Source organism: Enhydrobacter aerosaccus, assembly GCF_900167455.1.
Lineage (GTDB): Bacteria > Pseudomonadota > Alphaproteobacteria > Reyranellales > Reyranellaceae > Reyranella > Reyranella aerosaccus.
Genome location: NZ_FUWJ01000001.1, coordinates 1,271,559 through 1,298,184, shown reverse-complemented (window position 1 = coordinate 1,298,184; position 26,626 = coordinate 1,271,559). Strand labels below are relative to the sequence as shown.

The 26,626-nt window shown below is 64.6% G+C and carries 24 protein-coding genes; 1 reads left to right on the top strand and 23 read right to left on the bottom strand.

Annotation, left to right across the window (positions count from 1 at the left end; genetic code table 11):
- Window positions 1–24 precede the first annotated feature (24 nt).
- The 13 genes from dxr to proS form a co-directional block, all read right to left on the bottom strand.
- Window positions 25–1,233, bottom strand: coding sequence for a 1-deoxy-D-xylulose-5-phosphate reductoisomerase (gene dxr / locus B5D62_RS06110; protein WP_085932887.1), 1,209 nt, complete (start codon window positions 1,231–1,233; stop codon window positions 25–27).
- Window positions 1,224–1,916 (bottom strand): phosphatidate cytidylyltransferase, encoded by a 693-nt coding sequence (locus B5D62_RS06105; RefSeq protein ID WP_085932886.1) that lies wholly within the window; start codon window positions 1,914–1,916, stop codon window positions 1,224–1,226. Before B5D62_RS06105 ends, dxr begins: the two co-directional genes overlap by 10 nt.
- Window positions 1,897–2,637: an isoprenyl transferase gene (locus B5D62_RS06100; RefSeq protein ID WP_085932885.1), complete on the bottom strand. Its 741-nt coding sequence runs from the start codon at window positions 2,635–2,637 to the stop codon at window positions 1,897–1,899. The genes B5D62_RS06105 and B5D62_RS06100 overlap by 20 nt, the downstream gene beginning before the upstream one ends.
- On the bottom strand, window positions 2,637–3,191 hold the full coding sequence (gene frr, locus B5D62_RS06095; protein WP_085932884.1) for a ribosome recycling factor: 555 nt from the start codon (window positions 3,189–3,191) through the stop codon (window positions 2,637–2,639). The genes B5D62_RS06100 and frr overlap by 1 nt, the downstream gene beginning before the upstream one ends.
- Before the next feature lie 2 nt (window positions 3,192–3,193).
- Window positions 3,194–3,922, bottom strand: coding sequence for a UMP kinase (pyrH, locus tag B5D62_RS06090; RefSeq protein ID WP_473213614.1), 729 nt, complete (start codon window positions 3,920–3,922; stop codon window positions 3,194–3,196).
- 63 nt (window positions 3,923–3,985) lie between these two features.
- Window positions 3,986–4,912, bottom strand: coding sequence for a translation elongation factor Ts (gene tsf / locus B5D62_RS06085; RefSeq protein WP_085932882.1), 927 nt, complete (start codon window positions 4,910–4,912; stop codon window positions 3,986–3,988).
- 71 nt (window positions 4,913–4,983) lie between these two features.
- Window positions 4,984–5,775: a 30S ribosomal protein S2 gene (gene rpsB / locus B5D62_RS06080; protein WP_085932881.1), complete on the bottom strand. Its 792-nt coding sequence runs from the start codon at window positions 5,773–5,775 to the stop codon at window positions 4,984–4,986.
- Window positions 5,776–5,996: 221 nt separating this feature from the next.
- Complete coding sequence (locus tag B5D62_RS06075; protein WP_085932880.1) at window positions 5,997–7,052, bottom strand: DUF72 domain-containing protein; 1,056 nt, start codon at window positions 7,050–7,052, stop codon at window positions 5,997–5,999.
- The gene (dnaE, locus tag B5D62_RS06070; protein ID WP_085932879.1) at window positions 7,049–10,495 is read right to left on the bottom strand and encodes a DNA polymerase III subunit alpha; all 3,447 of its coding nucleotides are present in this window, start codon (window positions 10,493–10,495) and stop codon (window positions 7,049–7,051) included. Before dnaE ends, B5D62_RS06075 begins: the two co-directional genes overlap by 4 nt.
- 74 nt (window positions 10,496–10,569) lie before the next feature.
- Window positions 10,570–11,250 (bottom strand): ABC transporter ATP-binding protein, encoded by a 681-nt coding sequence (locus B5D62_RS06065; protein ID WP_085932878.1) that lies wholly within the window; start codon window positions 11,248–11,250, stop codon window positions 10,570–10,572.
- Window positions 11,243–12,517: an ABC transporter permease gene (locus B5D62_RS06060; protein ID WP_170920803.1), complete on the bottom strand. Its 1,275-nt coding sequence runs from the start codon at window positions 12,515–12,517 to the stop codon at window positions 11,243–11,245. The genes B5D62_RS06065 and B5D62_RS06060 overlap by 8 nt, the downstream gene beginning before the upstream one ends.
- Window positions 12,510–13,823: an ABC transporter permease gene (locus B5D62_RS06055; RefSeq protein WP_085932876.1), complete on the bottom strand. Its 1,314-nt coding sequence runs from the start codon at window positions 13,821–13,823 to the stop codon at window positions 12,510–12,512. Before B5D62_RS06055 ends, B5D62_RS06060 begins: the two co-directional genes overlap by 8 nt.
- Window positions 13,824–13,842: 19 nt before the next feature.
- Window positions 13,843–15,168: a proline--tRNA ligase gene (proS, locus tag B5D62_RS06050; RefSeq protein ID WP_085932875.1), complete on the bottom strand. Its 1,326-nt coding sequence runs from the start codon at window positions 15,166–15,168 to the stop codon at window positions 13,843–13,845.
- 143 nt (window positions 15,169–15,311) lie between these two features.
- Here proS and B5D62_RS06045 point away from each other — a divergent pair, with 143 nt between their 5' ends.
- The gene (locus B5D62_RS06045; protein WP_085932874.1) at window positions 15,312–16,604 is read left to right on the top strand and encodes an NCS2 family permease; all 1,293 of its coding nucleotides are present in this window, start codon (window positions 15,312–15,314) and stop codon (window positions 16,602–16,604) included.
- Between the two features lie 264 nt (window positions 16,605–16,868).
- Here B5D62_RS06045 and B5D62_RS06040 read toward each other — a convergent pair whose 3' ends face one another.
- The 10 genes from B5D62_RS06040 to B5D62_RS05995 are packed head-to-tail and all read right to left on the bottom strand — an operon-like array spanning window position 16,869 to window position 26,604.
- The gene (locus B5D62_RS06040; RefSeq protein ID WP_085932873.1) at window positions 16,869–17,117 is read right to left on the bottom strand and encodes a DUF1467 family protein; all 249 of its coding nucleotides are present in this window, start codon (window positions 17,115–17,117) and stop codon (window positions 16,869–16,871) included.
- Between the two features lie 7 nt (window positions 17,118–17,124).
- Complete coding sequence (gene mce, locus B5D62_RS06035; RefSeq protein ID WP_085932872.1) at window positions 17,125–17,529, bottom strand: methylmalonyl-CoA epimerase; 405 nt, start codon at window positions 17,527–17,529, stop codon at window positions 17,125–17,127.
- A 26-nt stretch (window positions 17,530–17,555) separates the two neighbouring features.
- Window positions 17,556–19,208 carry a ribonuclease J gene (locus tag B5D62_RS06030; RefSeq protein ID WP_085932871.1) on the bottom strand — a complete coding sequence of 551 codons (1,653 nt, stop codon included), beginning with the start codon at window positions 19,206–19,208 and terminating at the stop codon, window positions 17,556–17,558.
- Window positions 19,205–19,969 carry a type III pantothenate kinase gene (locus B5D62_RS06025; RefSeq protein ID WP_085932870.1) on the bottom strand — a complete coding sequence of 255 codons (765 nt, stop codon included), beginning with the start codon at window positions 19,967–19,969 and terminating at the stop codon, window positions 19,205–19,207. Before B5D62_RS06025 ends, B5D62_RS06030 begins: the two co-directional genes overlap by 4 nt.
- Window positions 19,970–19,981: 12 nt before the next feature.
- Window positions 19,982–20,713: a biotin--[acetyl-CoA-carboxylase] ligase gene (locus B5D62_RS06020; protein WP_085932869.1), complete on the bottom strand. Its 732-nt coding sequence runs from the start codon at window positions 20,711–20,713 to the stop codon at window positions 19,982–19,984.
- Complete coding sequence (nuoN, locus tag B5D62_RS06015; protein WP_085932868.1) at window positions 20,713–22,155, bottom strand: NADH-quinone oxidoreductase subunit NuoN; 1,443 nt, start codon at window positions 22,153–22,155, stop codon at window positions 20,713–20,715. Before nuoN ends, B5D62_RS06020 begins: the two co-directional genes overlap by 1 nt.
- A gap of 19 nt (window positions 22,156–22,174) precedes the next feature.
- On the bottom strand, window positions 22,175–23,689 hold the full coding sequence (locus tag B5D62_RS06010; protein ID WP_085932867.1) for an NADH-quinone oxidoreductase subunit M: 1,515 nt from the start codon (window positions 23,687–23,689) through the stop codon (window positions 22,175–22,177).
- 5 nt (window positions 23,690–23,694) lie between these two features.
- Window positions 23,695–25,665 carry an NADH-quinone oxidoreductase subunit L gene (gene nuoL, locus B5D62_RS06005; protein ID WP_085932866.1) on the bottom strand — a complete coding sequence of 657 codons (1,971 nt, stop codon included), beginning with the start codon at window positions 25,663–25,665 and terminating at the stop codon, window positions 23,695–23,697.
- Between the two features lie 16 nt (window positions 25,666–25,681).
- Window positions 25,682–25,990 (bottom strand): NADH-quinone oxidoreductase subunit NuoK, encoded by a 309-nt coding sequence (gene nuoK, locus B5D62_RS06000; protein ID WP_085932865.1) that lies wholly within the window; start codon window positions 25,988–25,990, stop codon window positions 25,682–25,684.
- Window positions 25,987–26,604: an NADH-quinone oxidoreductase subunit J gene (locus tag B5D62_RS05995; RefSeq protein WP_085932864.1), complete on the bottom strand. Its 618-nt coding sequence runs from the start codon at window positions 26,602–26,604 to the stop codon at window positions 25,987–25,989. The genes nuoK and B5D62_RS05995 overlap by 4 nt, the downstream gene beginning before the upstream one ends.
- Window positions 26,605–26,626 lie beyond the last annotated feature (22 nt).

The following is a 26,626-nucleotide window of genomic DNA, read 5'->3' as shown; positions in this document are numbered from 1 at the left end:
CTACATCACGAATTGCGTTCTTCTTCAATTAGTTAGGCTGTGACCTTTGATAGCTTCCTCGGCTCTGCGACGGGCCTCCAGATCGGCGGCGTGGACCTGCTGGAGCGACTCGACGGTCCCTTCCCAACCGCGCCCGCCGGTCATCACGTCCTCTACGATCCGGGCAATGTCGAGAAATCCGATTCGGCGCGCCAGAAAGGCCGCGACGGCCACTTCGTTGGCCGCGTTCATCGCAGTCGGTGCAAGCCCTCCCAAGGCCAGTGCCTCACGCGCGAGTCTTAGAGAGGGAAAACGGCCGGAATCGGGCCGCTCGAACGTCAGCGGCGACAGGGCCGTGAAATCCAGTCGCGCTGCCGGACTGTCAATGCGCGCCGGCCAGCCGAGCGTATAGGCTATCGGCACCCGCATGTCGGGCGTCCCCAGTTGCGCAAGGACGGAGCCATCGCGATAGGCGACCATGGAATGAATCACCGACTGGCGGTGCACGACGATTTCGATCTGCTCCGGCGGCAATCCGAACAGAAGGTTGGCCTCGATGAACTCGAGGCCCTTGTTCATCATGGTGGCGGAATCGATCGAGATCTTGGCACCCATGTCCCAGTTGGGATGGGCGAGCGCCTGTTCCGGGGTGGCCAGTGCCATCTCTGCCAGGGACCAGTCGCGGAACGGGCCGCCGGAGGCGGTAAGCACCAGCCGGTCGACCGCGTCGTACTGGCCGGGCTCGAACACCTGGAAGATCGCATTGTGCTCGGAGTCCACCGGCAGCAGGACGCCGCCCGACTGCTCGACCGCATCCATGAGCAGCCGGCCGGCACAGACCAGCGCTTCCTTGTTCGCCAGGGCGACCATGGCACCGCGGCGCGCGGCGACCAGTGTCGGCTCCAGCCCGGCGAACCCCACGACGGCAGCCATGACCCATTCCGCGGGCCGGGAAGCGGCTTCGATCACGGCCTCGGGGCCTGCAGCGGCCTCGGTTGCGCTGCCCGCCAGGGCATCCTTCAACGCGCGGTAGCGCTGCGGGTTGGCGACCACGGCCATCTTGGCGTGCAGGCGACGCGCCTGATCGGCCAGCGCCTCAACGGAATTGCCGGCGACCAGCGCTTCGACCTGGTAGTTCGCCGGGGCATGGGCAATGAGATCGACCGTGCTCTGCCCGACCGACCCGGTCGAGCCCAGGATCGTGATGCTGCGCGGCTCATCGTGCGAAGGTGCCGTCCAGCGCATCATTGCCATGGCCAGTTCCCTCCTCCGATCAGACGCACCAGGCCGACCGCCACCAGCGCGGCGATGAGACCATCGATGCGATCCAGCAGCCCGCCGTGCCCCGGAATCAGATGGCCGCTGTCCTTCAGGCCTTCCCGGCGCTTGGCTGCTGACTCCAGCAGATCTCCCGCCTGCGAGATCACCGCCATCGCCGCGCCGACAAGCGCCAGCTGCAGGGGATCGCCGGCATCGAAGGCCACGCCGCACGACGCACTGGCGATCGCAGCGAGACACATGCCGCCGATCAGTCCGGACCAAGTCTTGTTCGGACTGATGGCTGGCGCAAGCTTGGCGCCTCCGATCAGGCTGCCGACGAAGTAGGCACCGATATCCGTCGCCCAGACGCACGCGATGGTCCAGATGACGGTTTCTCGTCCCCAAGCAGGTTGATGGCGCAACCAGAGCAGCGCGACGACCGCCGCCAGCCCATACAATATCGCTAGCGGCCGCGCGAACGGACGGCCTCTGGTCAAGCGGATCCACTCGGAGACCATGATCGGCGCGGCGATGGCTGCCAGCAGGTCGATCCAGGGGAATCCATACCAGATCGCCGCGGCGCAAAGCGGCGCCAGTACAACAGCCGAGGCAACGCGTAGAAGAAGACCGCGAAAGCGCCGTGGCGTACCGGGCGCGCTAACTGCCGACGCCGCCATAGCGCCGTTCCCGTCGTCTGAACTCCGTGACCGCCTGTTCGAGATGGCTCTTGTCGAAGTCCGGCCAGAGCGTGTCGACAAACACGAGCTCGGCATAGGCGCATTGCCACAGCAGGAAATTGCTGATGCGCTGTTCGCCGCTGGTGCGGATCAGAAGGTCCGGATCCGGCACGCCGGCGGTCTGCAGTTCCCTCTCGAACATCGCCTCGTCGATCTCGTCGGCCTTGATCTCGCCGGCTGCGGCCTTGCGCGCCAGACTCCGCGTGGCACTCAGGATCTCGTCACGCGCGCCATAGTTGATGCAGATATTGACGTCGATACGCGTGTTGGAGCGGGTCTTAGCCTCGGCATCAACGATGTCGCGCACGATGTCCGGCGCAAGCCGGGTCCGATCGCCGATCACCCGCAGCCGGGCGCCGTTGCGCGCCAGCTCGTCGAGCTCGCTGCGAAGATAGTGGCGCAGCAGCCCCATCAGGTCGCTGACCTCGGCGACGGGCCTGGCCCAGTTTTCGGTCGAGAAGGCGAACAGCGTCAGAACCGGAATGCCGAGCTCCGCCGCGCCGCGGATCACACGTCTGACAGCGTCCGCACCGCGCCTGTGTCCCGCTACCCGAGGCAGCCCACGCGCCTTGGCCCAGCGCCCATTGCCATCCATGATGATGGCAACGTGCTGAGGCCCGGGCGTGACGCCGGCGTTGGCAGGCAGAGACGCGGTCGACATCAGACGGTCTTGATCTCCTTTTCCTTGTGGGCCAGCGCGTCGTCGACCAGCTTGACGTAGCGATCGGTAAGCTTCTGGACCTCATCGGACTTCTGCCGGTGCTCGTCCTGGGAGATCTTGTGATCCTTCTCGGCCTTCTTCAGGGCCTCCATGCCATCGCGGCGGACATTGCGCACCGCGACGCGGCCCTGCTCGGCGTACTTGTGGGCAAGCTTCGCCAGTTCGTTGCGCCGCTCGGCGGTGAGTTCGGGAATGGGAATGCGGATCATCTGTCCGTCCGGCGCCGGGTTCAGGCCCAGTCCGGCCTCGCGGATCGCCTTGGCCGTGGAGACCACGAGACCCTTGTCCCAGACGTTCACCGTCAGCAGCCGAGGCTCGGGGGCGCTCACCGTGCCCACCTGAGTGAGCGGCATGCGCTGGCCATAGGCCTCGACATGGACCGGGTCGAGCAGCGCGACGGACGCGCGCCCCGTCCGCAGGCCCCCGAATTCCTTCTTCAGCGCATCGAGCGCACTTTGCATGCGTCGTTCGAGTTCCTTGGGGTCCGTGCTCATCGTCAGCCCTCGTCCTTGATCACCGTAAACGTACCCTGGCCCGCCATCGTCTGGGCAAACGCGCCGGGCTTGTGAATGTCGAACACGATGATGGGGATACGGTTCTCGCGCGCCAGTGAAATTGCTGAGGCATCCATCACCTGCAGATCGCGCGACAGCACGTCCATGTAGGTCAGCGTGTCGTACCGCTTGGCGGCCTTGTCCTTGCGCGGATCGGCGGAATAGACGCCATCGACCTGCGTCCCCTTGAGCATGGCGTCGACACTCATCTCGGCCGCGCGCAGGGCGGCCGCAGTATCGGTCGTGAAAAACGGATTGCCCGTCCCGGCGGCGAAAATCACCACCCGCCCCTTCTCCATGTGGCGCACTGCCCGCCGGCGGATATAGGGCTCGCATACCGTGGTCATGGGGATGGCCGACTGGACCCGGGTCTGCAGCCCCTGTCGCTCCAGGGCGCTTTGCATGGCCAGTGAATTGATGACGGTCGCCAGCATGCCCATGTAGTCGCCGCTCGCCCGGTCCATGCCCGAGGCCGCAGCGGACACGCCGCGAAAGATATTGCCGCCGCCAATGACCAGGCAGACCTGCACGCCCATCTCGTGCACGGTCTTGATCTCCTGGGCGACCATCCCGACCATGCCGGGATCGAGCCCGTATTCTCGATCCCCCATAAGACCCTCGCCCGAGAGCTTAAGCAGGACGCGGCGGTAGCGAGGAGCGGGCGGCATCAGTGCCTCTGAACAGTTCTTGGGCGGCGCGGACCACGAGATCCGCGCGCCGGCGGGTTATCCATACTACTTCTTGAGCTGAGCGGCCACCTCGGCCGCAAAATCTTCCGACTTCTTCTCGATGCCTTCGCCCAGGGCAAAGCGCAGGTAACCGGCGATGCGCACCGGGCCACCGACCTGCTTGCCCGCCTCCTCGACCACCTTCGAGACCTTCGTCTTGCCGTCCATCACGAAGGCCTGCTCGAGCAGCACGACTTCCTGGTGGAACTTGCGCAGGCCGCCTTCGACCATCTTGGCGACGATGTCGGCCGCCTTGCCGCTCTGCCCGGCCTTCTCGGCCAGCACCGCACGCTCGCGCTCGATCAGCGCCTTGTCGAGATCGGCAACGGTCAGCGACTGCGGGTTGGCCGCGGCCACGTGCATGGCGAGCTGCTTGGCGAGAGCGGCGAGCTTGGTCTTATCGCCGGCCGATTCCAGCGCGACCAGCACGCCGATCTTGCCGAGGTCGGGCGCCACGGCATTGTGCGTGTACGCCACGACCACACCGTCGGAGACCGAGATCGAGGCGGCGCGGCGCAGGCTCATGTTCTCGCCGATCGTGGCGATCAGGTTGGTGAGCTCTGCCTGCACGTCGCGGCCAGTTCCCGGATAGGGAGCTGCCGCCACCTTGGCCAGATCCCCACCCTGCTCGAGGGCGATCCTGGTCGCCGCGGTGACGAACTTCTGGAACTGCTCGTTGCGGCCGACGAAATCGGTCTCGGCATTGACCTCGATGACCGCGCCGCGGGTGCCTTCGGCGGCGACGCCGACCAGGCCCTCGGCCGCCACGCGGCCGGCCTTCTTGGAAGCAGCGGACAGGCCCTTGGTGCGCAGCCAGTCAACGGCCTTCTCGAGGTCGCCCAGCGTCTCGTTCAGCGCCTTCTTGCAATCCATCATCCCTGCGCCGGTCTTCTCGCGCAGTTCCTTGACGAGTGATGCGGTGATCTCAGCCATCTTCAGACTCCATCAGTGCAATAAGGGCCGGTCTTGCGACCGGCCCCGCTATGTCTTCGCCAGAGGGGCCGTTACTCGGCCGGGGATGCTTCGGCGCCCGCTTCTACGGCCTCGGCCGGCACTTCCTCGGTCAGCGGCTCGGAAAGCTCGCCCACGTCGCCGCCCGAGGCCGCGATCTCGGCCCGGATGCCGTCGAGCACTGCGCTCGAGATCAGGTCGCAGTACAGCGACACGGCGCGGATGGCATCGTCGTTGCCCGGGATCGGGAAGTCGACGCCGTCCGGATCCGAATTGCTGTCGAGGATGGCGACGATCGGAATGCCGCGCTTGCGGGCTTCCTGGACCGCGATCGCCTCCTTGTTGGTGTCGATGATGAACAGCATGTCCGGCGTGCCGCCCATCTCCTTGATGCCGCCCAGCGACCGCTCGAGCTTGTCGCGCTCGCGGGTCAGGTCCAGCTGCTCCTTCTTGGTCAGGCCGACCACGTCGCCCTTGAGCCGGTCATCGAGCTCGCGCAGGCGCTTGATCGAGGCAGAGATGGTCTGCCAGTTGGTGATCATGCCGCCCAGCCAGCGATGATTGACGTAGTACTGGCCGCAGCGCCGGGCCGCGTCGGCCACGCGATCCGCAGCAGCCGCCTTGGTGCCGACGAACAGCACGCGGCCGCCATTGGCCACGACCTGGCGCACCTGCAGCAGGGCCTGCTCCAGCAGCGGGACCGTCTTGGTGAGGTCGATGATGTGAACCCCATTGCGCACCCCGAACAGGTACGGCTTCATCTTGGGGTTCCAACGCCGGGTGTGGTGACCGAAGTGGACACCCGCTTCCAGCAACTGACGCATCGTAAATGTCGGCATGGTCATGCCGTTTCTCCTTTTCCGGTTGAGCCTCCGCGGGCGCCTGTCCCTGTTCGGGACACCGGAGCGAGCGGCGGGATGTCTCCCCGTCGACCGCAAACCCGCGTGCGAAGTGGCGCGGTTCTAGGGGGTTATGGCGCCAAATGCAAGGTCCAAGGGAATCAACTACTTAGGCTGCGGCCGTCCCGTACCGTCCCTGCCGTTTGGGACAATTTTAGCATGATAAATCAAGTGCTTGTGCCGATCGTCCCGGGCGTCCCGTCTGTCCCCGCTGTCCCAAGCGCGTCCGCGATCTCCTCGGCAAGCTTGAGCAGGGTGAGCGGGGCGCTGCCTTCGGCCTTGTTGTTGGCCGTGATCCAGACCTTGCGGCCGGCCTTGAACGCGGTCGCGGCCATCCGTGCCAGGATGCGCCGGGTTACCGGATCTTCGTCGACCAGCTTGTCGAACGGGTCGTAACGCTGCTGGGCCGCTTTGTAGAGAAAGCCGCGATGGAGGTTCCAGCGGACCACAAGGTCGCCAGGCTCGTCCCCATCGAGCGCCTTCAAGGCCGTTTCCTGACGTTCCACTTCGGGCATGCGATCGTGCAGCCCAACGCAATATCGAACGCCGACTTCACGCAGCGTGCGCATCAGGCGGGGGGTCAGCAGGTCGCTATTGCGCAATTCCAGCGCATAGAGTGGCCGGTGCCGGCCCAAGGCCGTGGGCAAGGCGGCAAAGAACAACGCCAGACGCTCGATCAGGAGCGGCGCCTCTTCCGCGAGGCTGCGCGGCAACGGAGAGATCTGGAACACCAGCGGTCCTGCTTTCGCCCCCAGTCCTTCGATGCAGGGCACGACGAACTCCCGCGCCGCAATCGCGGGATCGAGGAAATGGGGATTGGGCACCTTTCCCCGCCCCTCCTCGTCACGCATCACGGCGTCGCAAACGAGCGCCGGCGCCTTCACCACGAAACTGAAATGCTCCGGCACCTGCGTGGCGTAGCGGACATACTCGACCATGGTCAGAGGCGCATAGAACGTCCGATCCAGGCTGACGGTGCGCAGCATGGGAATCTGGGCGTAAGCGGCGAGCCCCTTCTTGCTGAGGGCCGTCTGCGGATACAGCCCCTCGTAGACCAAGCCTCGCCAACCGGGAAAGAACCAGGACGATGTGCCGAGCCGGATTTCCGGTGGCAGAACCGGCGCCTGCAGGAGCGGCGACTCGCGGCTCGGCAGCACATCGCCAACCGATTTGGGGCGCCGCGCGGGCGCCGGTTGCTCGAACAGGCCGATCTGGCCGCTCAAATCTCCTCCACCTGCGCCACGCCCGGCAGCATGCCGATGATGTCGCGCAGGCCGCCGGCGATGGAATAGGTTCCGGGCAAGGTCACTTCCGCTTCCGACTCCTCGGCGATCGGAACGACGAGAGTCACGCGACCGCGGCCGCGCTTGCCCTCGAGATGCTTGCGCAGGGCGTCGAGGGCCGTCGGGTCGGAAATCACGATGCGCAGGCCGGCGGCGGAATTGGCGACGGCGTCCTCGAGCTTCTCGACCGACTGCGCCATCAGCTTCACCTGCTCGCCATCGAGCCGCCCGTCGGCCGAGACCAGGATCGCCTGCCCCGCCTCCAGAAGCTGGCGCTTGGTGCTCAGCACTTCGCTGAAGCAGGTCAGTTCGAAGGCACCCGACTGATCGGAGCACTGCACGAAGGCAAAGCGGTTGCCCTTGGCCGATACCCGCTCCATCCGGTCGATGACCGTGCCGGCAAGCTTGATACGGCCCGGTGTGCCCCGCGCCAGCAAGGCCGGAAGGTCGGCCGCCCGCACGACGCCGAGCCGCTGCAGACTGCGTTCGTAGGCCGCGAGCGGATGCGAGGACAGATAGAAGCCGATCGCTGAGAACTCCTGCTGCAGCCGTTCCATCGGCGCCCAGTCGGGCACTTTGGGAAGCTGCGGGCGGCGCTGGGCGGTGTCATCGCCGAACAGGCTGTTCTGGTTGCTGCCGCGTGCTTCGTGCGTCGCTTGGGAGTGGCGCAGTAGCGCTTCGATCGCACCGAAGGTCTGGGCTCGGTTCTTGTTGAGGGTGTCGAACGCGCCGGCCTTCACCAGGCTTTCGACCAGACGCTTGTTCAACACGCGCTGGTCGAGGCGTTCGGCGAAATCGAACAGGTCCTTGAATGGGCCGTTGGTCTCTCGCTCCGCTGCCAGGCGCGTCATCGCCTCCCGGCCCACGCCCTTGATGGCCGCCAGGGCATAGCGGATTGCCTTCTTGCCCTCGGGCGTCAGTTCGACGGTGAACTCGGCCGACGACCGGGTCACGTCGGGTGGCAGCAGCTGAACGCCAAGCTTGTCGAGGTCGCGGCGATAGCCGTTCAGTTTCTCGACGTTGCCCATGTCGAGCGTCATCGTGGCGGCAAAGAATTCTACCGGATGGTTCGCTTTCAGATACGCGGTCTGGTAGCAGACGAGCGCGTAGGCGGCGGCATGGCTCTTGTTGAAGCCGTAGCCGGCAAACTTGTCGACCTGGTCGAAGATCGACGAGGCCTTGTCGCGATTTACGCCCTTCCCCTCGGCGCCCTCGATGAAGGTCGCACGCTGGGCGTCCATCTCGGCCTTGATCTTCTTGCCCATGGCACGGCGCAGCAGATCGGCGCCGCCGAGCGTATAGCCCGACAGCACCTGGGCGATCTGCATCACCTGCTCCTGGTAGATCATGATGCCGTAGGTTTCCTTCAGGATCCCTTCCAGCAGCGGATGCAGGTAATCCGGCGCCTCCTCGCCGTGCTTGCGCTTGATGTAGCTCGGGATGTTTTCCATCGGGCCCGGGCGGTACAGCGCCACGACCGCGATGATGTCCTCGAACCGGTCCGGCTTCATCTTGCGCAGCACGTCGCGCATGCCGTTGCCTTCGAGCTGGAACACCCCCGAGCCATCGCCCCGGGCCAGCAGCTCGAACGTCTTGCGATCGTCGAGCGGCAGCTTGGCGATATTGATCTTGTCCCGCCCGATCAGATCGCACGCCTTCTCGATAACGGTCAGCGTCTTGAGTCCGAGGAAGTCGAACTTCACCAGACCGGCGGTCTCGACCCATTTCATGTTGAACTGGGTCGCCGGCAGGGACTCCTTGTCGTCCGTGTCGCGGAACAGCGGCACGAGCGTGTCGAGAGGGCGATCGCCGATGACGACGCCGGCGGCGTGGGTGGAGGCGTTGCGGAACAGGCCCTCGAGCTGCAAGGCGAGATCGATCAATCGCTTGATCTCCTCGTCCGCCTCGTACTGATCCTTGAGGAGCTGCTCCGTCTCCAGCGCCTTGGCCAGCGTCACCGGATTGGCGGGATTGTTCGGCACCAGCTTGCAGATGCGATCGACCTGGCCGTAGGGCATGCCGAGCACGCGGCCGACGTCGCGCAGCACCGCCCGCGCCTGCAACTTGCCGAAGGTGATGATGGCGGCGACACGGTCATGTCCATACTCGCCGCGCACGTAGCGGATCACCCGGTCGCGCTTGTCCTGGCAGAAGTCGATGTCGAAGTCCGGCATCGACACGCGCTCGGGATTGAGGAAGCGCTCGAACAGCAGTCCCCAGCGCAAGGGGTCGAGATCGGTGATCTTGAGCGACCAGGCGACCAGGGAACCGGCGCCCGAGCCGCGGCCCGGCCCCACCGGCACGCCATTGTCCTTGGCCCACTGGATGAAGTCGGCAACGATCAGGAAGTAACCGGCGAAGCCCATCCTCTCGATCATGTCGAGTTCGTAGACAAGCCGCTCCTCGTAGCGCTTGAACTCGATATGCTCGGCCAACCGCCCGAGCTGGTGCAGCTCCTCCAGCCCCGACTGGGCCAGGGCCCGCAGCGCCTCACCCTCGGACCGACCCTTGAGCTTGGTGTAGCTGGGCAGGATCGGCTTGCGCGGCGTCGGCATGTAGGCGCAGCGCCGGGCCACCACCAGCGTGTTGTCGCAGGCCTCCGGAATGTCGGCGAAGAGCTTGCGCATCTCCTCCGCCGATTTGAAATAGTGCTCGGGCGTCAGCCGTCGCCGATTGGGATCGTCGATATGGGCGCCCTGCTCGATGCACAGCAACACATCGTGCGCCTCGTACATCGCCGCCTTGGGAAAATGGACGTCGTTGGTGGCGACGATGGGCACGCCCTTTTCGTAGGCGAGTTCGAGCAGCGGCCCTTCGATCCGGCGTTCCGTCTCCTCGCCATGGCGCTGCAGCTCGATATAGAGCCGTCCGGGGAACAGCTTCTCCAGCCGCTCGAGCTGATGGGCGGCCGCAGGCACCTGTCCGGCCGCCAGCAGGCGTCCGACGGCACTGCCAGACGAACCGGTCAGCGCCAACAATCCCTCGGCATGACCTTCGAGTTCCTCCAGCGGCAAAGCGGACAGTGACCCGGTCTTGAAGTCGAGATGCGCCCGGCTCACCAGGCGCATCAGGTTTATGTAGCCAGCCTCGCTCTGCACCAGCAGCGTCAGCCAGTCCACGGACGGAAGCTTGGCGGCGACCGCTATATTCCCTTCCTCCTCCCGCCGTATGGCGAGATCGCAGCCGATGATCGGCTGCACGCCATTGTTGGTGGCGTATTGGGAGAATTCGAGGGCGCCGAACAGGTTGTTGCGGTCCGTGACGGCGACCGCCGGCATCCCGTTCTCCTTGGCCAGGCCGACGACCTTGTCGACCTTGTTCGCGCCTTCGGTGAGCGAATAGGCGGAGCGGACCTTGAGATGGACGAAATCGGCGATGGGCACGCCCTACTATGGCGCGCCAATCTTGTGGAAAGCGAGGCGCTAATCGGCCGCCCGAGGCTTAACCGGCCATGCGTTCAGCTCAGCACCCCGTCCCTCAGCCGCAGCGTCCGGTCCATGCGCGCGGCGAGCTCCGGATTGTGGGTGGCGATCAGTGCCGCCATTCCCGTTTCCCGGACCAGGGTCAATAATTGCCGGAAGACTGTCTCCGACGTCCCCGCATCGAGGTTGCCGGTCGGCTCGTCCGCCAGCAGGACCCGAGGCGCGTTGGCGACCGCCCTGGCGATGGCCACCCGTTGCTGTTCGCCGCCCGACAGGCGTCCCGGCCGATGATCGGCACGGTCCTTGAGCTGCACCATGGACAGAAGCTCCATGGCTCGCAGCCTCGCCTGGCTCCGCGGCAGGCCATTCAGCATCTGCGGCAGCATCACGTTCTCGAGGGCCGAGAACTCCGGCAGCAGATGGTGGTACTGGTAGACGAATCCCAGGAACTTGCGGCGCAGTGCTGTTCGTGGCGCATCGCCAAAGCCCTGCACCGACCGGCCATCGATCACGACGTCGCCGTCATCCGGCCGTTCGAGCAGACCGGCAATGTGCAGAAGGGTCGACTTGCCGCTGCCCGACTGCCCCACCAGCGCGACGATCTCCCCGGCATGGAGATCGAGCGAAACACCGCGCAGCACTTCGAGTCGGCGATCGCCCTGGATGAAGGTCCGCACGATTCCACGCAGAGAGAGCAGGCAGGCGGGTTCACTCATGACGGAGGCCTTCGACCGGTTCGACGCGCGTGCTTCGCCACGCTGGATAAGCCGCGGCCGCCAAAGACAGCACGATCGCGACCACAACAATGCTCAGGACCTCGACGGGCTGCACCCGCACCGGCATGGAAGTGATGAAATCGACCTCCGCCATGCCGCTGCCCGTGGCACCGGTCAATGCCGAGAGCAGCCGGCCGATGCTCGACATGTTGGCGCAGACCAGCAGGCCGAGAGCCGTCCCGACTACCGTACCGATCACGCCGACACCTGCCGCCGCCATGAAGAAGGCACGCACGATCGTGCCTTGCCCCGCCCCCATGGTGCGGAGAATGGCGATGCTGCCGCGCTTCACCCGCACCAGCATGGTAAAGCTTGCGACGACGTTCATGGCCGCCACCAGCACGATGAGGCTCAGAATGACGAACATCATCACGCGTTCGACCTGCAGCGCGCCGACGAAGCGGGCGTTGAGGCTCTGCCAATCGGCAACCTTGAGGTCGTCGCGATGCAGCGCCTTGCGGATGGCGGCTGCCACGGCCGGCGCCGCAGCGGGATCCGGAAGCTCGATATCGATGGAACTCACGGTCCGCAGCCCGTACTCCAGGTCCTCCTGCAGCATCGACAGCGGCACGAACACGAAGGCCGAGTCGAACTCGTAGCGCCGCGTCAGGAAACTCGCGAGGACCTCGTAATCGGCATAGCGGGGCGCGATCGTGCCGGCCTCGTTCAGCCGGTGCGTCACCAACGTGATCTTGTCCCCGATATCGACGTTGAGCGCCTGTCGCAGCCTTTCCCCGATCACCACGCCGGGCCGTGTGCCAAAGGCACCCAGTTCGCCCCGTACTATGTTCTTTGCGATGATGTCGCGCGACAGCAGGTCCTCGGTCCTGACGCCACGCAGGACAGCCGCCCGGGTCTGGCCGTTGAAGGTCACGAGTGCCTGCCGCTCCAGCGTCAGATGCACGGCCTTGACGTCCGGCATCTGCCGCAACGTCGCCACCAGATCGCTGGTAGCCTCCAGCATACCGTCCCGTGCCGTGATCACGATGTGCCCGTTCATGCCGATCAGGCGGCCAATGAGCTGTTCGCGAAATCCGCCCATGACGGACAGTACGACGATCAGCGTCCCGACCCCCAGCGCCACGCCGATCAGCGAGAAGATCGCGATGAAGGAAACGAACCCTTCCCGCTGCCGTGTGGCGAGATAACGCCAGGCGAGCCAGCGCTCCACCGCACCGTTTCGCTCCAGCACCGTACCGCTATTCACGATGCAGGCCCTCCACCGGATCCAGACGGGCGGCCCGCGCGGCCGGATACAGGGAAGCGACCAGGGCGAAGAAGATCGCCATGAAGGCGATGCCGGCCACTTCCTGCCACTCGATGTGGGACGGCATTTCGGCGAGCAGGTAAAGCGTCTCGTCGAACAGCACGAGGCCGAACGTGTGCTGGAGCCACTGACGGATCGCCTCGATATTGTCGGCGAAGGCAAGCCCCAGGACGACGCCGATCAACGTCCCGATTCCGCCGATGGCGAGGCCATCGATCAGGAACAGCCGAAGGATGGCGCCGCGTGTGGCGCCCATGGTCCGCAGGATGGCAATGTCCGCAGTCTTGGTCCGCACCAGCATCACCAGGCTGGAGACGATGTTGAACGCCGCCACCAGCACGATCATGGTGAGCACCAGGAACATGACATTGGTCTGGGCCGCTATGGCGGAGAAGAAGCCGACATTGGCCTGGAACCAATCGAAGACCCAGCCCTGCAGCCCCACCGCCTCGCTGACGGCCCGACGCGCCGCGGCAACCGACACCGTGTTGTCGAGGAAGATCTCGATCGTCGTGACCTTGTCGCCGAGATCGAGCATGCGCTGGACGTCGACCAGCGGCGCATAGACGAAGTTGGCATCGTAGTCGTACATGCCGGCGCAGAAGATCGCCGCCACCCGGGCGTTTCCCGATCGCGGCATCACGCCCAGTGGCGTGACCATCGAGACCGGCGACACGAGCTGGATGCGATCACCGACCTTCAGGCCCATCAGATCGGCGAAGCGCCGCCCGATCACGACCGTGAACTGGTCGCCGAAGCCCTTGAGCGTACCCCAATCGATCGGCTTGTCGTCGTCGCCTCGGCACAGAGCCCGGTAACGATCCCGCACCTCCGGTGGGCCGTCGATCGCGGCAGAGAGCGGCAGCCGCGCCTTGAAATCCTCGGGCCTCATGCCGCGCAGCAGCACGCCGCGCACCTTGTCGCCCGCGACGGCGATCACCTGCCCTTCGGCGGACGGCGTTGCCGAGACAACGCCCGGGATGGCGCGCAGGCGTGCGAGCAGGTCGGGCGTCGCCACCAGCCCATCGCGATTGCCCTGGACGCCAAGCTGCCCGCTGATCGCCGACATCTGGTGCAGCATCTCGATGCGAAAGCCGTTCATCACGGCCATCACGACGATCAGCGTGCCGACGCCGAGGGCGATCCCCGCCAGCGAGAAGCCGGCGATCACCGAGATGAAGCCTTCCTCGCGCTGGGCGCGCAGGTAGCGAAAGGCGATCAGGCGTTCGACGGCGCCGAAGGCCATGATGGCGGCCCGGCCCGCCTCAGCCGAGCCGGCTGGACAGTTCGGCCACGACCGCGTCGATCGCCAGTTCCTCGCGATTGCCGGTCTTGCGGTTCTTGAGCTCGACCTTGCCGGCACCCAATCCCTTGGGGCCGACGATGATCTGCCAGGGCGTGCCGATCAGATCCATATCGGCGAACTTGGCTCCCGGCCGCAGGTCGCGGTCGTCGTGCAGCACGGTGACGCCCTTGGCCTGCAGAGCGTCATAGAGCTTGCCGCAGGCCCCGGCGACCGCACCGTCATCCGGCTTCAGGTTGACGATCGCGACCTTGAACGGTGCCACCGACTCCGGCCAGACGATGCCGGCCTCGTCATGGCTTGCCTCGATGATGCCGCCGACCAGCCGCGACACGCCGATGCCATACGAACCCATCTCGACCGTGATCTGCTCGCCGTTGGGGCCAGCGACCACGGCATTCATCGGCTTGGAATACTTGGTACCGAAATAGAAGATGTGCCCGACCTCGATGCCCCGTGCCGCCAGCCGCTCGCTCTCGGGAATCTTCTCGAAAGCCTCCTTGTCGTGCATCTCGTCGGTCGCGGCATAGAGCGACGTCCACTCGTTCACGATCGGCTGGAGGTCCGAGCTGTAATCGATGGTGCGCCCCAGGATGTCCTTGTCGACCAGACCCTTGTGGCAGAACACGGCACTCTCGCCGGTTTCCGCCAGGATGATGAATTCGTGGCTCAGATCACCGCCGATCGGCCCGGTATCGGCGCGCATCGGGATCGCCTTCAGTCCCATGCGGGCGAAGGTGCGCAGATAGGTCACGAACATCTTGTTGTAGGAATGGATCGCGCCGGCCTTGTCGACGTCGAAGGAATAATTGTCCTTCATCAGGAATTCGCGCCCGCGCATGACGCCGAAGCGCGGCCGGACCTCGTCCCGGAACTTCCACTGGATGTGATAGAGGTTCTTCGGCAGATCGCGATAGCTCTTGGCGCCATCCCGGAACAGGACCGTGATCATCTCCTCGTTGGTCGGCCCGAACAGCATCTCGCGATCGTGGCGGTCCTTGATGCGCAGCATCTCCGGCCCGTAGGCGTCGTAGCGGCCGCTCTCGCGCCACAGGTCGGCGGACTGGATCGTCGGCATCAGCACTTCCTGTGCGCCCGAGCGGTCCTGCTCCTCGCGGACGATCCGTTCGATGTTCTTCAGCACGCGGAAGCCGAGCGGCAGCCAGGCGTAGATGCCAGCGCTGGTCTGGCGGATGAGGCCGGCCCGCAGCATGAGACGATGCGATACGATCTGCGCTTCCGCCGGATTTTCCTTGAGGGTCGGCAGGAAATATTGGCTCATGCGCATGCTTGATCGATCCTTGGCTGGGGCGTCCACAATGGCCGCGGACTGTAGGGAACGGGCCTTCTAAAGGCAAACGGCCCAAGCGGCGACTGGTTTTGCACAGGCCCATGCCCGCACACTGCAGCAACCTCGGGGGAGATACGCATATGCTGGAGCGTCTATTCAAGCTGCGCGAGCACGACACCACGGCGCAGACCGAGATCGTGGCGGGGATCACGACCTTCCTGACCATGGCCTATATCATTTTCGTCAATCCGCAGATCCTCGGCATGGCCAAGATGCCCGTTGGGGCGGTGTTCGTGTCGACCTGCGTGGCGGCTGCCGTCGGCTGCTTCCTCATGGCCTTCCTGGCCAACTATCCGATCGCGCTCGCCCCTGGCATGGGGCTCAACGCCTATTTCGCCTTCGGCGTCGTCGGCGGCATGGGCTACAGCTGGCAGGTAGCGCTTGGCTGCGTCTTCATTTCCGGCATCCTCTTCTTCATCATCAGCGTGCTGCCGGTCCGCGAATGGATCGTCAACGCGATCCCGAAATCGCTGAAGATGTCCATTGCCGCCGGCATCGGCCTGTTCCTGGCCTTGATCGCGTTCAAGAACGCCGGCGTCGTGACGGCCGATCAGGCAACCCTCGTCACCCACGGCAAGCTCAAGAGCTGGCCAGTCCTGATGGCCATGCTGGGCTTCGCCCTGATCGTCGCCCTGGAGTACCGCCGTATCATGGGCGGCGTCATCATCGGCATCCTCGCCGTGACGGCGATCTCCATCATTGCCGGCGAGCAGAAGTTCGAAGGCGTCTTCGATATTCCACCGTCGATCGCACCCGTGTTCCTGCAGATGGATCTTGCCGGTGCGCTGAAGGTCGGGCTCGTCACCGTGGTCTTCGCCTTCCTGTTCGTCGACCTGTTCGATAACACCGGTACGCTGATCGCGCTGGCCCATCGCGGCGGCTTCATGCGCCCGGATGGGACCGTCCCCGGCCTCAAGCGCGCGCTGATGTCCGACAGCGCGGCCGCCATGCTGGGAGCGGCGATCGGCACATCGACCACCACGAGCTATATCGAGAGCGCGTCGGGCATCAACGCCGGCGGCCGCACCGGATTGACAGCGGCGACGGTGGGCGTCCTCTTCCTGCTCGCGCTCTTCATCGCTCCATTGGCCGGATCGATTCCCGGTTACGCCACCGCCCCCGCTCTTCTTTATGTCGCGTGCCTGATGGCCCGCGGTCTGACCGAGGTCGAATGGGACGATGTGACGGAAGCGGCGCCGGCCGTCATCACGGCGATCGCGATGCCCTTCACCTTCTCGATTGCCGACGGCATCGCTTTCGGGTTCATTTCCTATGCCGGCATCAAGCTGGCGGCCGGCCGTATCCGCGACCTGCATCCCGCCGTCGCGATCCTGGCTGTTCTATTCGTAATCAAATATCTGGTCATCGGATAATCAGGGTCGGCCGCACGGACATTTGTTTGTGTTATCCCCGCCCACGACCATAACAATCGTTCCGTCAACCCTGGGAGATCGAAAGAAATAGTCTTGGCAAAACAAAAATGGCGGGTTAAACAGCCTGCGACTTGGGCACAGTCCGAGTTTAGGGAGGAGAGCGGCGAAGCCGCCAGACGACGAGTTTCGGGGTTTGAGGAGCGGCGGGCAGAGGCCCGCCGTTTTCTTTTCCGCTACTTAGCGGGCAATTGTTAAGAAATTACTTCAATAAGTCGACGCCCAGTGCCGAAAATCAAAAATGTCGGCCTGGTGCAGGACATAGAAGCCGATCCACAGGACCCCGGCGACAAGGGACGTGATCACCACCTTCTTGAGGATGTCGGGCCGCTCCGGTGCTCCTCGATCCTGCCCTTTCCCGGGATTTTGCACCCGACGAACGCCCAGAGGCAGAACCGCAAACAGTATGGTCCACCAGATCACCAGGTAGACCATGATGCCGGTAGCCCAGCCCATGGCGTCCTCAGACCTGTTCGAGTTCGATCAGCGTGCCAGTGAAATCCTTGGGATGAAGGAACAACACCGGCTTGTCGTGCGCCCCGATCTTGGGCTCGCCATCGCCCAGAACGCGGGCGCCGCCGGCCTTGAGCTTGTCGCGGGCGGCGTAGATGTCCTCGACCTCGTAGCAGACGTGATGGATGCCGCCATCGGCGTTACGGGTCAGGAAATTGGCGATTGGCGACTTCTCCCCCAGCGGGTGCAGCAGCTCGATCTTGGTATTCGGCAGCTCGACGAAGACGACCGTGACGCCATGCGCCGGCTGCGCCTTGGGGGCGCTCACCTTGGCTCCCATCACCGTTCGATAGAGCTCCGCCGCCTTCTCGAGGTCGGGAACGGCAATCGCGATATGGTTCAAACGTCCGATCATTCCGGCTCTCCGCCTGTCACGCGGGTTTAGATGCGGACGATGTGCACGTCCGTCAACGGCTTCTTGCCGAGGTGCGCGCGCACGACGCGCCGGACCGTCTGCCGGGCAGCCTCCTCGATTCGCCCGTCGTCCCGCCTCTCCGCGCCGCTCAAATCGGCCAGCATCTCCTTCAAGGCCGCCGCGATCGCCTCGATCAGCTCGTCCTCCTCATCCGAGACCCCGCGCAAGGAAATCTTGGGCGGCGCAACCGGCCGGCCCTGCCGGTCGACGACCAGGGTCGCCGACGCGGCGCCATTCCACAGAAGCTTCCGCCTCTCCCGCAGGGCTCCGCCCTCGACCGCCACCAGGACGTCGCCATCGCGTGCCAGCCGGCCGGCATGGACATGATCCACCACGATAGCCGGCCCGGGCGCGAGACGGACGAGCGTGCCATTGGGCGCCAGCACGGTCTCCGGCACCTGGCAGGCCCTCGCCAGCGCCATGTGCTCGACCATGTGGCGCACCTCGCCATGGACGGGAATGGCGATCCTGGGGCGGACCCATTGATAGACCTTGACCAGCTCGTCGCGGGCTGGATGGCCGGAGACATGGATATGCTCGTCCCGATCGGTGACGACTTCGACGCCGCGCGCCAGCAGGGCATTTTGCAAGCGCCCGACCGGCCGCTCGTTTCCGGGAATGACGCGGGCGGAGAAGATTGCCGTGTCGCCTTCTTCCAGGACGATATCGCGATGTTCCCCGTTGGCGATCTTGGCCATCGAGGCGCGCGGCTCACCCTGGCTGCCGGTGCAGATGAAGAGAACCTTGTCGCGTGGCAGGTAGCCGGCTTCGCTTTCCGTCACGCAGGCCGGAAAATCGAGCAGATAGCCGCATTCCTGGGCCGCCTCGACCATGCGCTGCAGTGCCCGTCCCGACAGCACCGGATGGCGACCGGCGGCGACTGCAGCCTTGGCGATGCTTTCCACGCGGGCGAGGTTGGAGGCGAAGCAGGTCACCGCGACGCGGCACTTGCGCGTCTTCACCAGTTTCTCGAGGTTGGCGCGCACGGTCGCCTCGGAGCCCGCCTCGCCTTCGACGAAGACGTTGGTGCTGTCGCAGATCATGGCGAGAGCCCCTTCCTCGCCGATGCGTTTCAGGGTCGCTTCGTCCGTCACTTCACCGAGCAGCGGCTCGGGGTCGATCTTCCAGTCACCGGTATGGAACACGGTGCCGAGCTTGGTCCGGATCGCCAGGGCATTCGGCTCGGGAATCGAATGCGTCATGGTGATCATTTCGAGCTCGAACGGCGCCACGGTGAACTTGGCGCCTAACGCGATCTCCGTGACCGGAACCGCATCGACCAATCCGGCATCGACAAGCTTGCGTCGCAGCACCGAGGCGGCGAACGGCGTGGCATAGACCGGCGCCTTCAGCCGCGGCCAGAGATCGGCCACTGCGCCTAGGTGATCCTCGTGCGCATGGGTCAGCACGATGCCCGCCAGATCGTCCCGTCGTTCCTCGATGAAGGCCGGATCCGGCATCACGACGTCGATGCCTGGAGTGGTGTCGTCTCCAAAGGCGATGCCGAGATCCACCATCAGCCACTTGCCGGCATGGCCGTAGAGGTTGAGGTTCATGCCGATCTCGCCCGCCCCACCGAGGGCGAGAAACAACAGTTCGTCGGCGCCGGGAACGGTCATTTGCGATTGCGGCGATAGATCTCGATCAGGCCCCGCGCGGTGATGTCCGGCACGATCTGCTCGATCACGGTGGTGGAGCCATCGAACACCGGCGCCAGGCCGCCGGTCGAGATCACGCGCATGGGCCGGCCGAACTCACCCTTGATGCGCGCGACGATGCCCTCGATCAGCCCGACATAGCCCCAGAACACGCCGGCATGCATGCACTCCACGGTGTTCGTGCCGATGACGTGGGCCGGCCTCTCGACCACGATGCGCGGCAGGAGCGCGGTGGCATTGACCAGCGCCTCGATGCTGAGATTGATGCCGGGCGCAATGACGCCGCCGCAATAGCTGCCCTCCTCATCGACGACGTCGAAGGTCGTGGCCGTGCCGAAATCGACGATGATCATCGGCGTCTTTGGAAAGAGAACCGCGGCGCCGATCGTGTTGCAGATTCGATCCGCTCCCGCTCCCTGGCCCTTGATCTGGATGCCGTAGGAGATGTTGGGCTCCCCCAGCACGAGCGGCGTGCAGCCGAAATAGCGGGTGCACAGTCGCCGCAGGTTGAACGTCGCCTGCGGCACGACACTGGCGATGATGGCATCTGTGATGGCCTTGGTCTCGATCCCTTCCATGGCCATCAATTGGACCAACCAGACGGCATGCTCGTCGGCGGTACGCATCGCTGAGGTATGCTGGCGCCACTCGCCGATGATCCTGTCGCCGTCGATGACACCGAATTTGACGTTCGTGTTGTTGGCATTGATGGCGAGCAGCATGACTGTTCTCCCCTAGGCACTCCGGCCCAACAGTTCACCGGCCACGATCTTGCGCGGACCGGTCGGCGTCTCCAGCAGCAGGGCACCGTCACGATCGATGCCGCAGAAATGCCCGCGCACGAGCTCCTGCCCGAGTTTGACATCGACTTCGAGGCCGATCGGACCGGCCCGGTCGAGCCAGGCGCGGCGGATCTCCTCGAAGCCTTCCCGCCGCCATTGCCGCATGCGCCTTGCCAGGCCCGCGGCGAGTTTCTCGAGAGCGCCCTCGACCGTGCCGCCCAGCATGGCGCCGGGATAACGCATCTCGGGAAGCTGCGGCGCGAAGGTCACATTAACGCCGATGCCCATCACGACATACTCGACCTTGCCGTCCTGACCAATCGAGCTCTCCGGCAGGATCCCGGCCACCTTGCCGCCGTCGACGAGAACATCGTTCGGCCATTTGACCCGGACATCGCGGCCGTCCGTGATCATGTCGGCGACCGCCAAAGCAGCGACGAAGCCGAGCTCCGCAGCCCGCGGCGCGGGACAGTCGGGACGGAGGATGGTCGAGCTGTAGAGATTCCCGACCGGAGAGGCCCAGCGCCGGCCACGGCGGCCACGGCCGCCCGTCTGTTCCCGGGCGCAGACCACCGTCCCTTCCGGGGCGCCGCTGTCGGCCAGTCGGCACGCCTCATCGTTGGTGCTTCCGATGCTATCGAGCGCGACCAGCGTCCACCCGTCCGGGAGGACGGGCGCCGACATCACGGGAACAGGCCCTTTGCCGCCGCCGCCGCGACGAGGCTGAGCGGCTGCGGCGCCAGCGAGAAGGCCGCCACGATCACTGCCGCCACGAAGGCGATCGCCCGGTTCACGCCAAAGGCCGATGCATCGAGCGCCTCTGCGGGTTCGTCGAAATACATCACCTTCACGATGCGGAGGTAGTAGTACGAGGCCACGACGGACGCCAGAACGCCCAGCACAGCCGGCCAGAACAGCTTGGCCTCGATGGCGGCCATGAAGACGTAGAGCTTGGCCCAGAACCCGGCCAGCGGCGGAATGCCGGCCAGCGAGAACATGAAGACCATCATGGCGAAGGCCAGCATCGGATGCGTACGGCCGAGGCCCGCCAGATCGTTGACCTGCTCGACCATCATGTCGCGCCGCTTCATCAGCAGGATCACGGCGAAGGAGCCCAGGGTCATCACCAGATAGATGCCGAGGTAGAACACCACCGACTGGATGCCCTTCTCGCTGCCAGCCGCCACGCCGAGCAGAATATAGCCGACATTGCCGATCGACGAATAAGCCATCAGGCGCTTGATATTGGGCTGGCGCAGCGCGGCGAACGCGCCCAGCGCCATGGACAGCACGGACACGACGACGATGATCTGCTGCCACTGCGGGAACAGCGGCTTGAACGGCCCCATCAACACTGAGATCGTCAGCGACAAAGCGGCGATCTTGGGCGCCACAGCGAAGAAGGCGGTCACCGGCGTCGGCGACCCTTCGTAGACGTCCGGCGTCCACATGTGGAACGGGACCGCCGCAATCTTGAAGGCGAGGCCGGCGACCACGAACACCAGGCCGACGATGACGCCGATCTCGCCCGCCTTGCCCTCGAGCAGCGCGCGCGAGATCTGCACGAAGGCCGTGCCGCCACAGAAGCCATAGATCAGCGAGGCGCCGAACAGCAGCATGCCGGACGCGACCGAGCCCAGGACGAAATACTTGATGCCTGCCTCTGTGGAGCGGATCGAATCCCTCTGGAACGCCGCGATCACGTAGAGCGACAGGGACTGCAGTTCCAGCCCGACATAGAGCGACATCAAATCGTTGGCCGAGATCATCAGCATCATGCCGAGAGCGGCCAGAGACACAACGATGGGATATTCGAAGCGCCAGACCTTCACGCGCTCGAAATAGGCCCGCGACATCGGGATCGTGATCGCCGCGCCGATCAGCATCAGGACCTTCATGGTCGCGGTCAGGCGGTCGACGATGAACAACGAGGAGAATGCCGTCCCTTCGCGATAGGGCGTGAAGATCAGCACGGCCGTCACGAGAAGCGCGACCGTCGTCGCGACCGACACGAACGCCGCGGATGTCTCTCCCCGCAGCACGCCATAGAGCAGCAGCAAGGCAGTGACGGCCGCCAGGAAGATTTCCGGCCGGGCCAGCGTCCAGGATTCGAGACCGATAGGCATATTCGTCACTCCTGGCCGCTCACGGCTTCAACGACGCAGTATGGGCCAGCTTGATGGCCGCATTGTAATCGCCGATCAGCTTGTCCACCGCCGGCGCCATCGGATCGAGGAACGATGCGGGATAGATACCCATCCACAAGGTGATCAGGACCAGCGGCAGGAAGACGGCGATCTCGCGCCCGTTCATGTCGAGGATTGCCTTCAACGACGACTTCGTGAGTTCGCCGAAGATGATCTTGCGGTAGAGCCACAGGGCGTAGGCCGCGCCCAGGATCAAGGCCGTGGCCGCCAGGAACGCGACCCAGGTATTGGCCTTGAAGGTGCCGACCAGCACCAGGAACTCGCCCACGAACCCGGACAGGCCCGGCAAGCCCACGCTCGCCAGGGTGAAGAACAGAAACACGAAGGCGTAGCGCGGCATGCGGTGGACCAGGCCGCCATAGGCATCGATCTCACGCGTATGCATGCGATCGTAGACCACGCCGACGCAAAGGAAGAGCGCGGCCGACACGATGCCGTGGCTCAGCATCTGGAAGATCGATCCCTGCACGCCCTGCATGTTCATGACGTAGATGCCGATCGTCACGAAGCCCATGTGGGCGATCGACGAGTAGGCGATCAGCTTCTTCATGTCCTCCTGCACCAGCGCCACGAGCGAGGTGTAGATGACCGCGACGACGCTGAGGCCAAAGATCAATGGCGCGAAGTACTGCGTCGCCTCCGGCATCAGCGGCACCGAGAAGCGGATGAAGCCGTAGCCACCCATCTTCAACAGCACGCCGGCCAGGATGACCGAGCCCGCCGTCGGCGCCTCGACGTGCGCATCGGGCAGCCAGGTGTGGACCGGCCACATCGGCACCTTGACGGCAAAGGAGGCGAAGAAGGCCAGCCACAGCCAGCATTGCCAGCGGAACGGCAGATCGAGCTTCTCCATCGCCGTCGGCAGGTCCGTCGTGCCCACCTGCGAGTAGATGGCGATGATCGCCAGCAGCATCAGGACCGAGCCCAGCAGCGTGTAGAGGAAGAACTTGAAGGCGGCATAGACGCGCCGCTTCCCGCCCCACACGCCGATGATCAGGAACATCGGGATCAGAACGCCTTCGAAGAAGACGTAGAACAGCGCCAGATCGAGCGCGCAGAACATGCCGACCATGAAGGTCTCGAGCACGAGGAACGCGATCATGTATTCCTTGACGCGGTTCTGCACCGACTCCCAGCTGGCCAGGATGCAGATCGGGGTCAGCAGCGTCGACAGCAGCACGAAGAACAGCGAAATGCCGTCGATGCCCATGTGGTAGCCGATGTTCAGGGCCGGCACCCAAGCCAGCTTCTCCTCGAACTGGTACGAAGCCTTGGCGGGATCGAACTGCGCCCACAGGACGAGCGAGATCAGGAATGTCACAAGCGAGGTGATCAGCGCTGCGCTGCGGCAGTTCCGATCCACCGCTTCCTTGGGACCGTTGACGATGAGACAGAAGAACGCGCCCGCCAGAGGCAGGAACGTCACAAGCGACAGTATCGGCCAGCTCGACATCGTTCCTACCTCAGCCAGCTAAAGTAGGTCACGGCAGCCGCTACCCCGACCAGCATGGCAAACGCATAGTGATAAAGATACCCGCTCTGGAAACGGCTCAGAGCGCCGGCCAGCTCGCGCGAGCGTGCGGCAATACCGTCCGGCCCCAGCCCGTCGATCAGCGCGCCGTCGCCCACCTTCCAGAACACGCGGCCCAGCGCCAGCGCCGGACGGACGAAGATCGCGTCGTATAGTTCGTCGAAGTACCACTTGTTGAAGAAGAAGCGATACAGCCCCGAGAAGGTCGCGACCGTCTTCGCCGGAAGACCTGGCATTGCGATGTAATAGAGGTAGCTCAGGGCAATGCCGGCGATGCCCATGACCAGCGGCAGCAGCGAACTCCACTCCGGCACATGATGCATGCCGTGCAGCACGCCCTCGGTTGCCTTCACGGCAATCGAATGGCTCCAGAAATGCTCCCAGTCCTCGCCCACGAACCAGGGATAGGCGACCAGACCGGACAACAGCGCGCCGATGCCGAGCACGTAAAGCGGGATCAGCATGACCGCCGGCGATTCGTGCGCGTGGTCCCACGTGTGATGATCGCCGCGATACTTGCCGTAGAAGGTCAGGAACATCAGGCGCGTCGAATAGAATGCGGTCATGAACGCGGCGATGATGCCCAGCCAGTAGGCGATATAGCCGACCTGCGTACCGGCGGCATAAGCCGCCTCCAGGATCGAATCCTTCGAGTAGAAGCCGGCGAAGCCGATGCCGTGTCCGAGAATGTACGGCACGCCGATCCCCGAGAGCGCAAGGGTGCCGATCCACATCAGATAGAAGGTCTGCGGCGCCTTTTCCTTCACGCCGCCCATCTTGCGCATGTCCTGCTCGTGATGGAGGCAATTGATCACCGAGCCGGAGCCCAGGAACAGCAGCGCCTTGAAGAAAGCGTGCGTCATCAGATGGAACATCGCCGCGGAATAGCCGCCGACGCCTGCGGCGAAGAACATGTAGCCGAGCTGGCTGCAGGTCGAATAGGCCACGACCCGCTTGATATCGAATTGCGTGAGCCCGATCGTTGCCGCGAAGAAAGCGGTGGCGGCGCCGATGAGCGTGACGACCTGAGAGGCCACGGGAGCGAGTTCGAACAGGGGTGACAGGCGGCAGACCATGAAGACGCCGGCCGTCACCATCGTCGCGGCGTGGATCAAGGCCGACACCGGCGTCGGACCTTCCATCGCGTCCGGCAGCCAGGTGTGCAGCCCAAGCTGGGCCGACTTGCCCATGGCGCCGATGAACAGAAGGATGCAGGCGGTCTCCAGAGCCGGCAGATCCATGCCCAGGAACTGGATGCGCATCTGGGCCATGTCGGGTGCCTTGGCGAAGATCTCGTGGAAGCCGACCGAGCCAGACAGCATCCATACTGCGGCAATCCCGAGCGCAAAGCCGAAGTCACCGACGCGGTTCACGATGAAGGCCTTCATCGCCGCCGCGTTCGCCGACGGGCGGTCGTACCAGAAGCCGATCAGCAGATACGATGCGAGGCCGACGCCTTCCCAGCCGAAGAAGAGCTGCACCAGATTGTCGGACGTCACCAACATCAGCATGAAGAAGGTGAACAGGCTGAGATACGACATGAAGCGCGGGATCGACGGGTCATCGGCCATGTAGCCGATCGAGTAGACGTGGACCATCGACGACACGCCCGTCACGACGATCAGCATCACCGCGGTCAGGGTATCGACGCGCAGCGACCAGGCGACGTCCAGTGTCCCCGAGCCGATCCAGTCGAACAGCTTGACGACCATCATCTTGCCGTCCTCCGGCCCGAAGCCGATGCGGACGAAGACGAAGATCGATAGCGCCGCGGCAATCAGCAGGGCGGCCGAGGTGACGACCTGCGCCGGCCGGTCGCCGATGACGCGACAGAATAGCCCCGCAATCGCTGCGGCAACCAGGGGCAGGAAGACGATGAGCTTGACGGCAAGATCCATGATGCGTCCCCGGCCCCTAGCCCTTCATCGCGTTGATGTCTTCGACCTCGACCGTACCGCGATTGCGGAAATAGACGACGAGGATCGCCAGCCCGATGGCGGCTTCCGCGGCGGCGACGGTCAGGACGAGCATGGCAAAGATCTGCCCCACCACGTTCCCCTGGAAGACCGAAAAGGCCACCAGGTTGATGTTGACCGCGAGCAGCATCAGCTCGACGCACATCAGGATGACGATGACGTTCTTTCGGTTGAGGAAGATACCCAGCACGCCGAAGGTAAAGAGCACCGAGGCGACGAACAGGTAGTGGCCAAGGCCGATGATCATGACACGCCTCCGCGCGTCGGCACCTTGACCACGGCGATGGCCTGGTCCTTGGGCCGGTAGAGCTGCTCGGCGACGCGCTGCCGCCGCACGCCGGGCCGGCGACGCAGCGTAAGCACGATGGCGCCGATCATCGCCACCAGGAGCACCACGCCCGCCGACTGGAACAGGAAGAAATATTGAGTGTAGAGCACCCGGCCGATGGCCCGGGTGTTCTCGACCGATCCGACATGGGCACCGGCCTGGTTGAGGGTCGCGATAGTCGGCGAACCACCACCAAAGACACCCAGCGCCAACAGGATCTCGGCCAACAGAACGATCCCGATCAACGATCCGATCGGCGCGTACTTCAAGAAGCCTTCACGCAGCTCGGCGACCTTGATGTCGAGCATCATGACGACGAACAGGAACAACACCGCCACGGCGCCGACATAAACGATGACCAAGATCATCGCCACGAACTCGGCGCCGATCAGCAGGAACAGAGCCGCCGCGTTGAAGAAGGCGAGGATCAGGAACAGTACCGAGTAGACGGGATTGCGCGACGCCACGACCATGGCGCCGGCGGCGATGGTCACGAACGCAAACAGATAGAAGGCCAGAGCCTGGAGCAGCATGAGTTTCCCCTTCCCCAGCCTC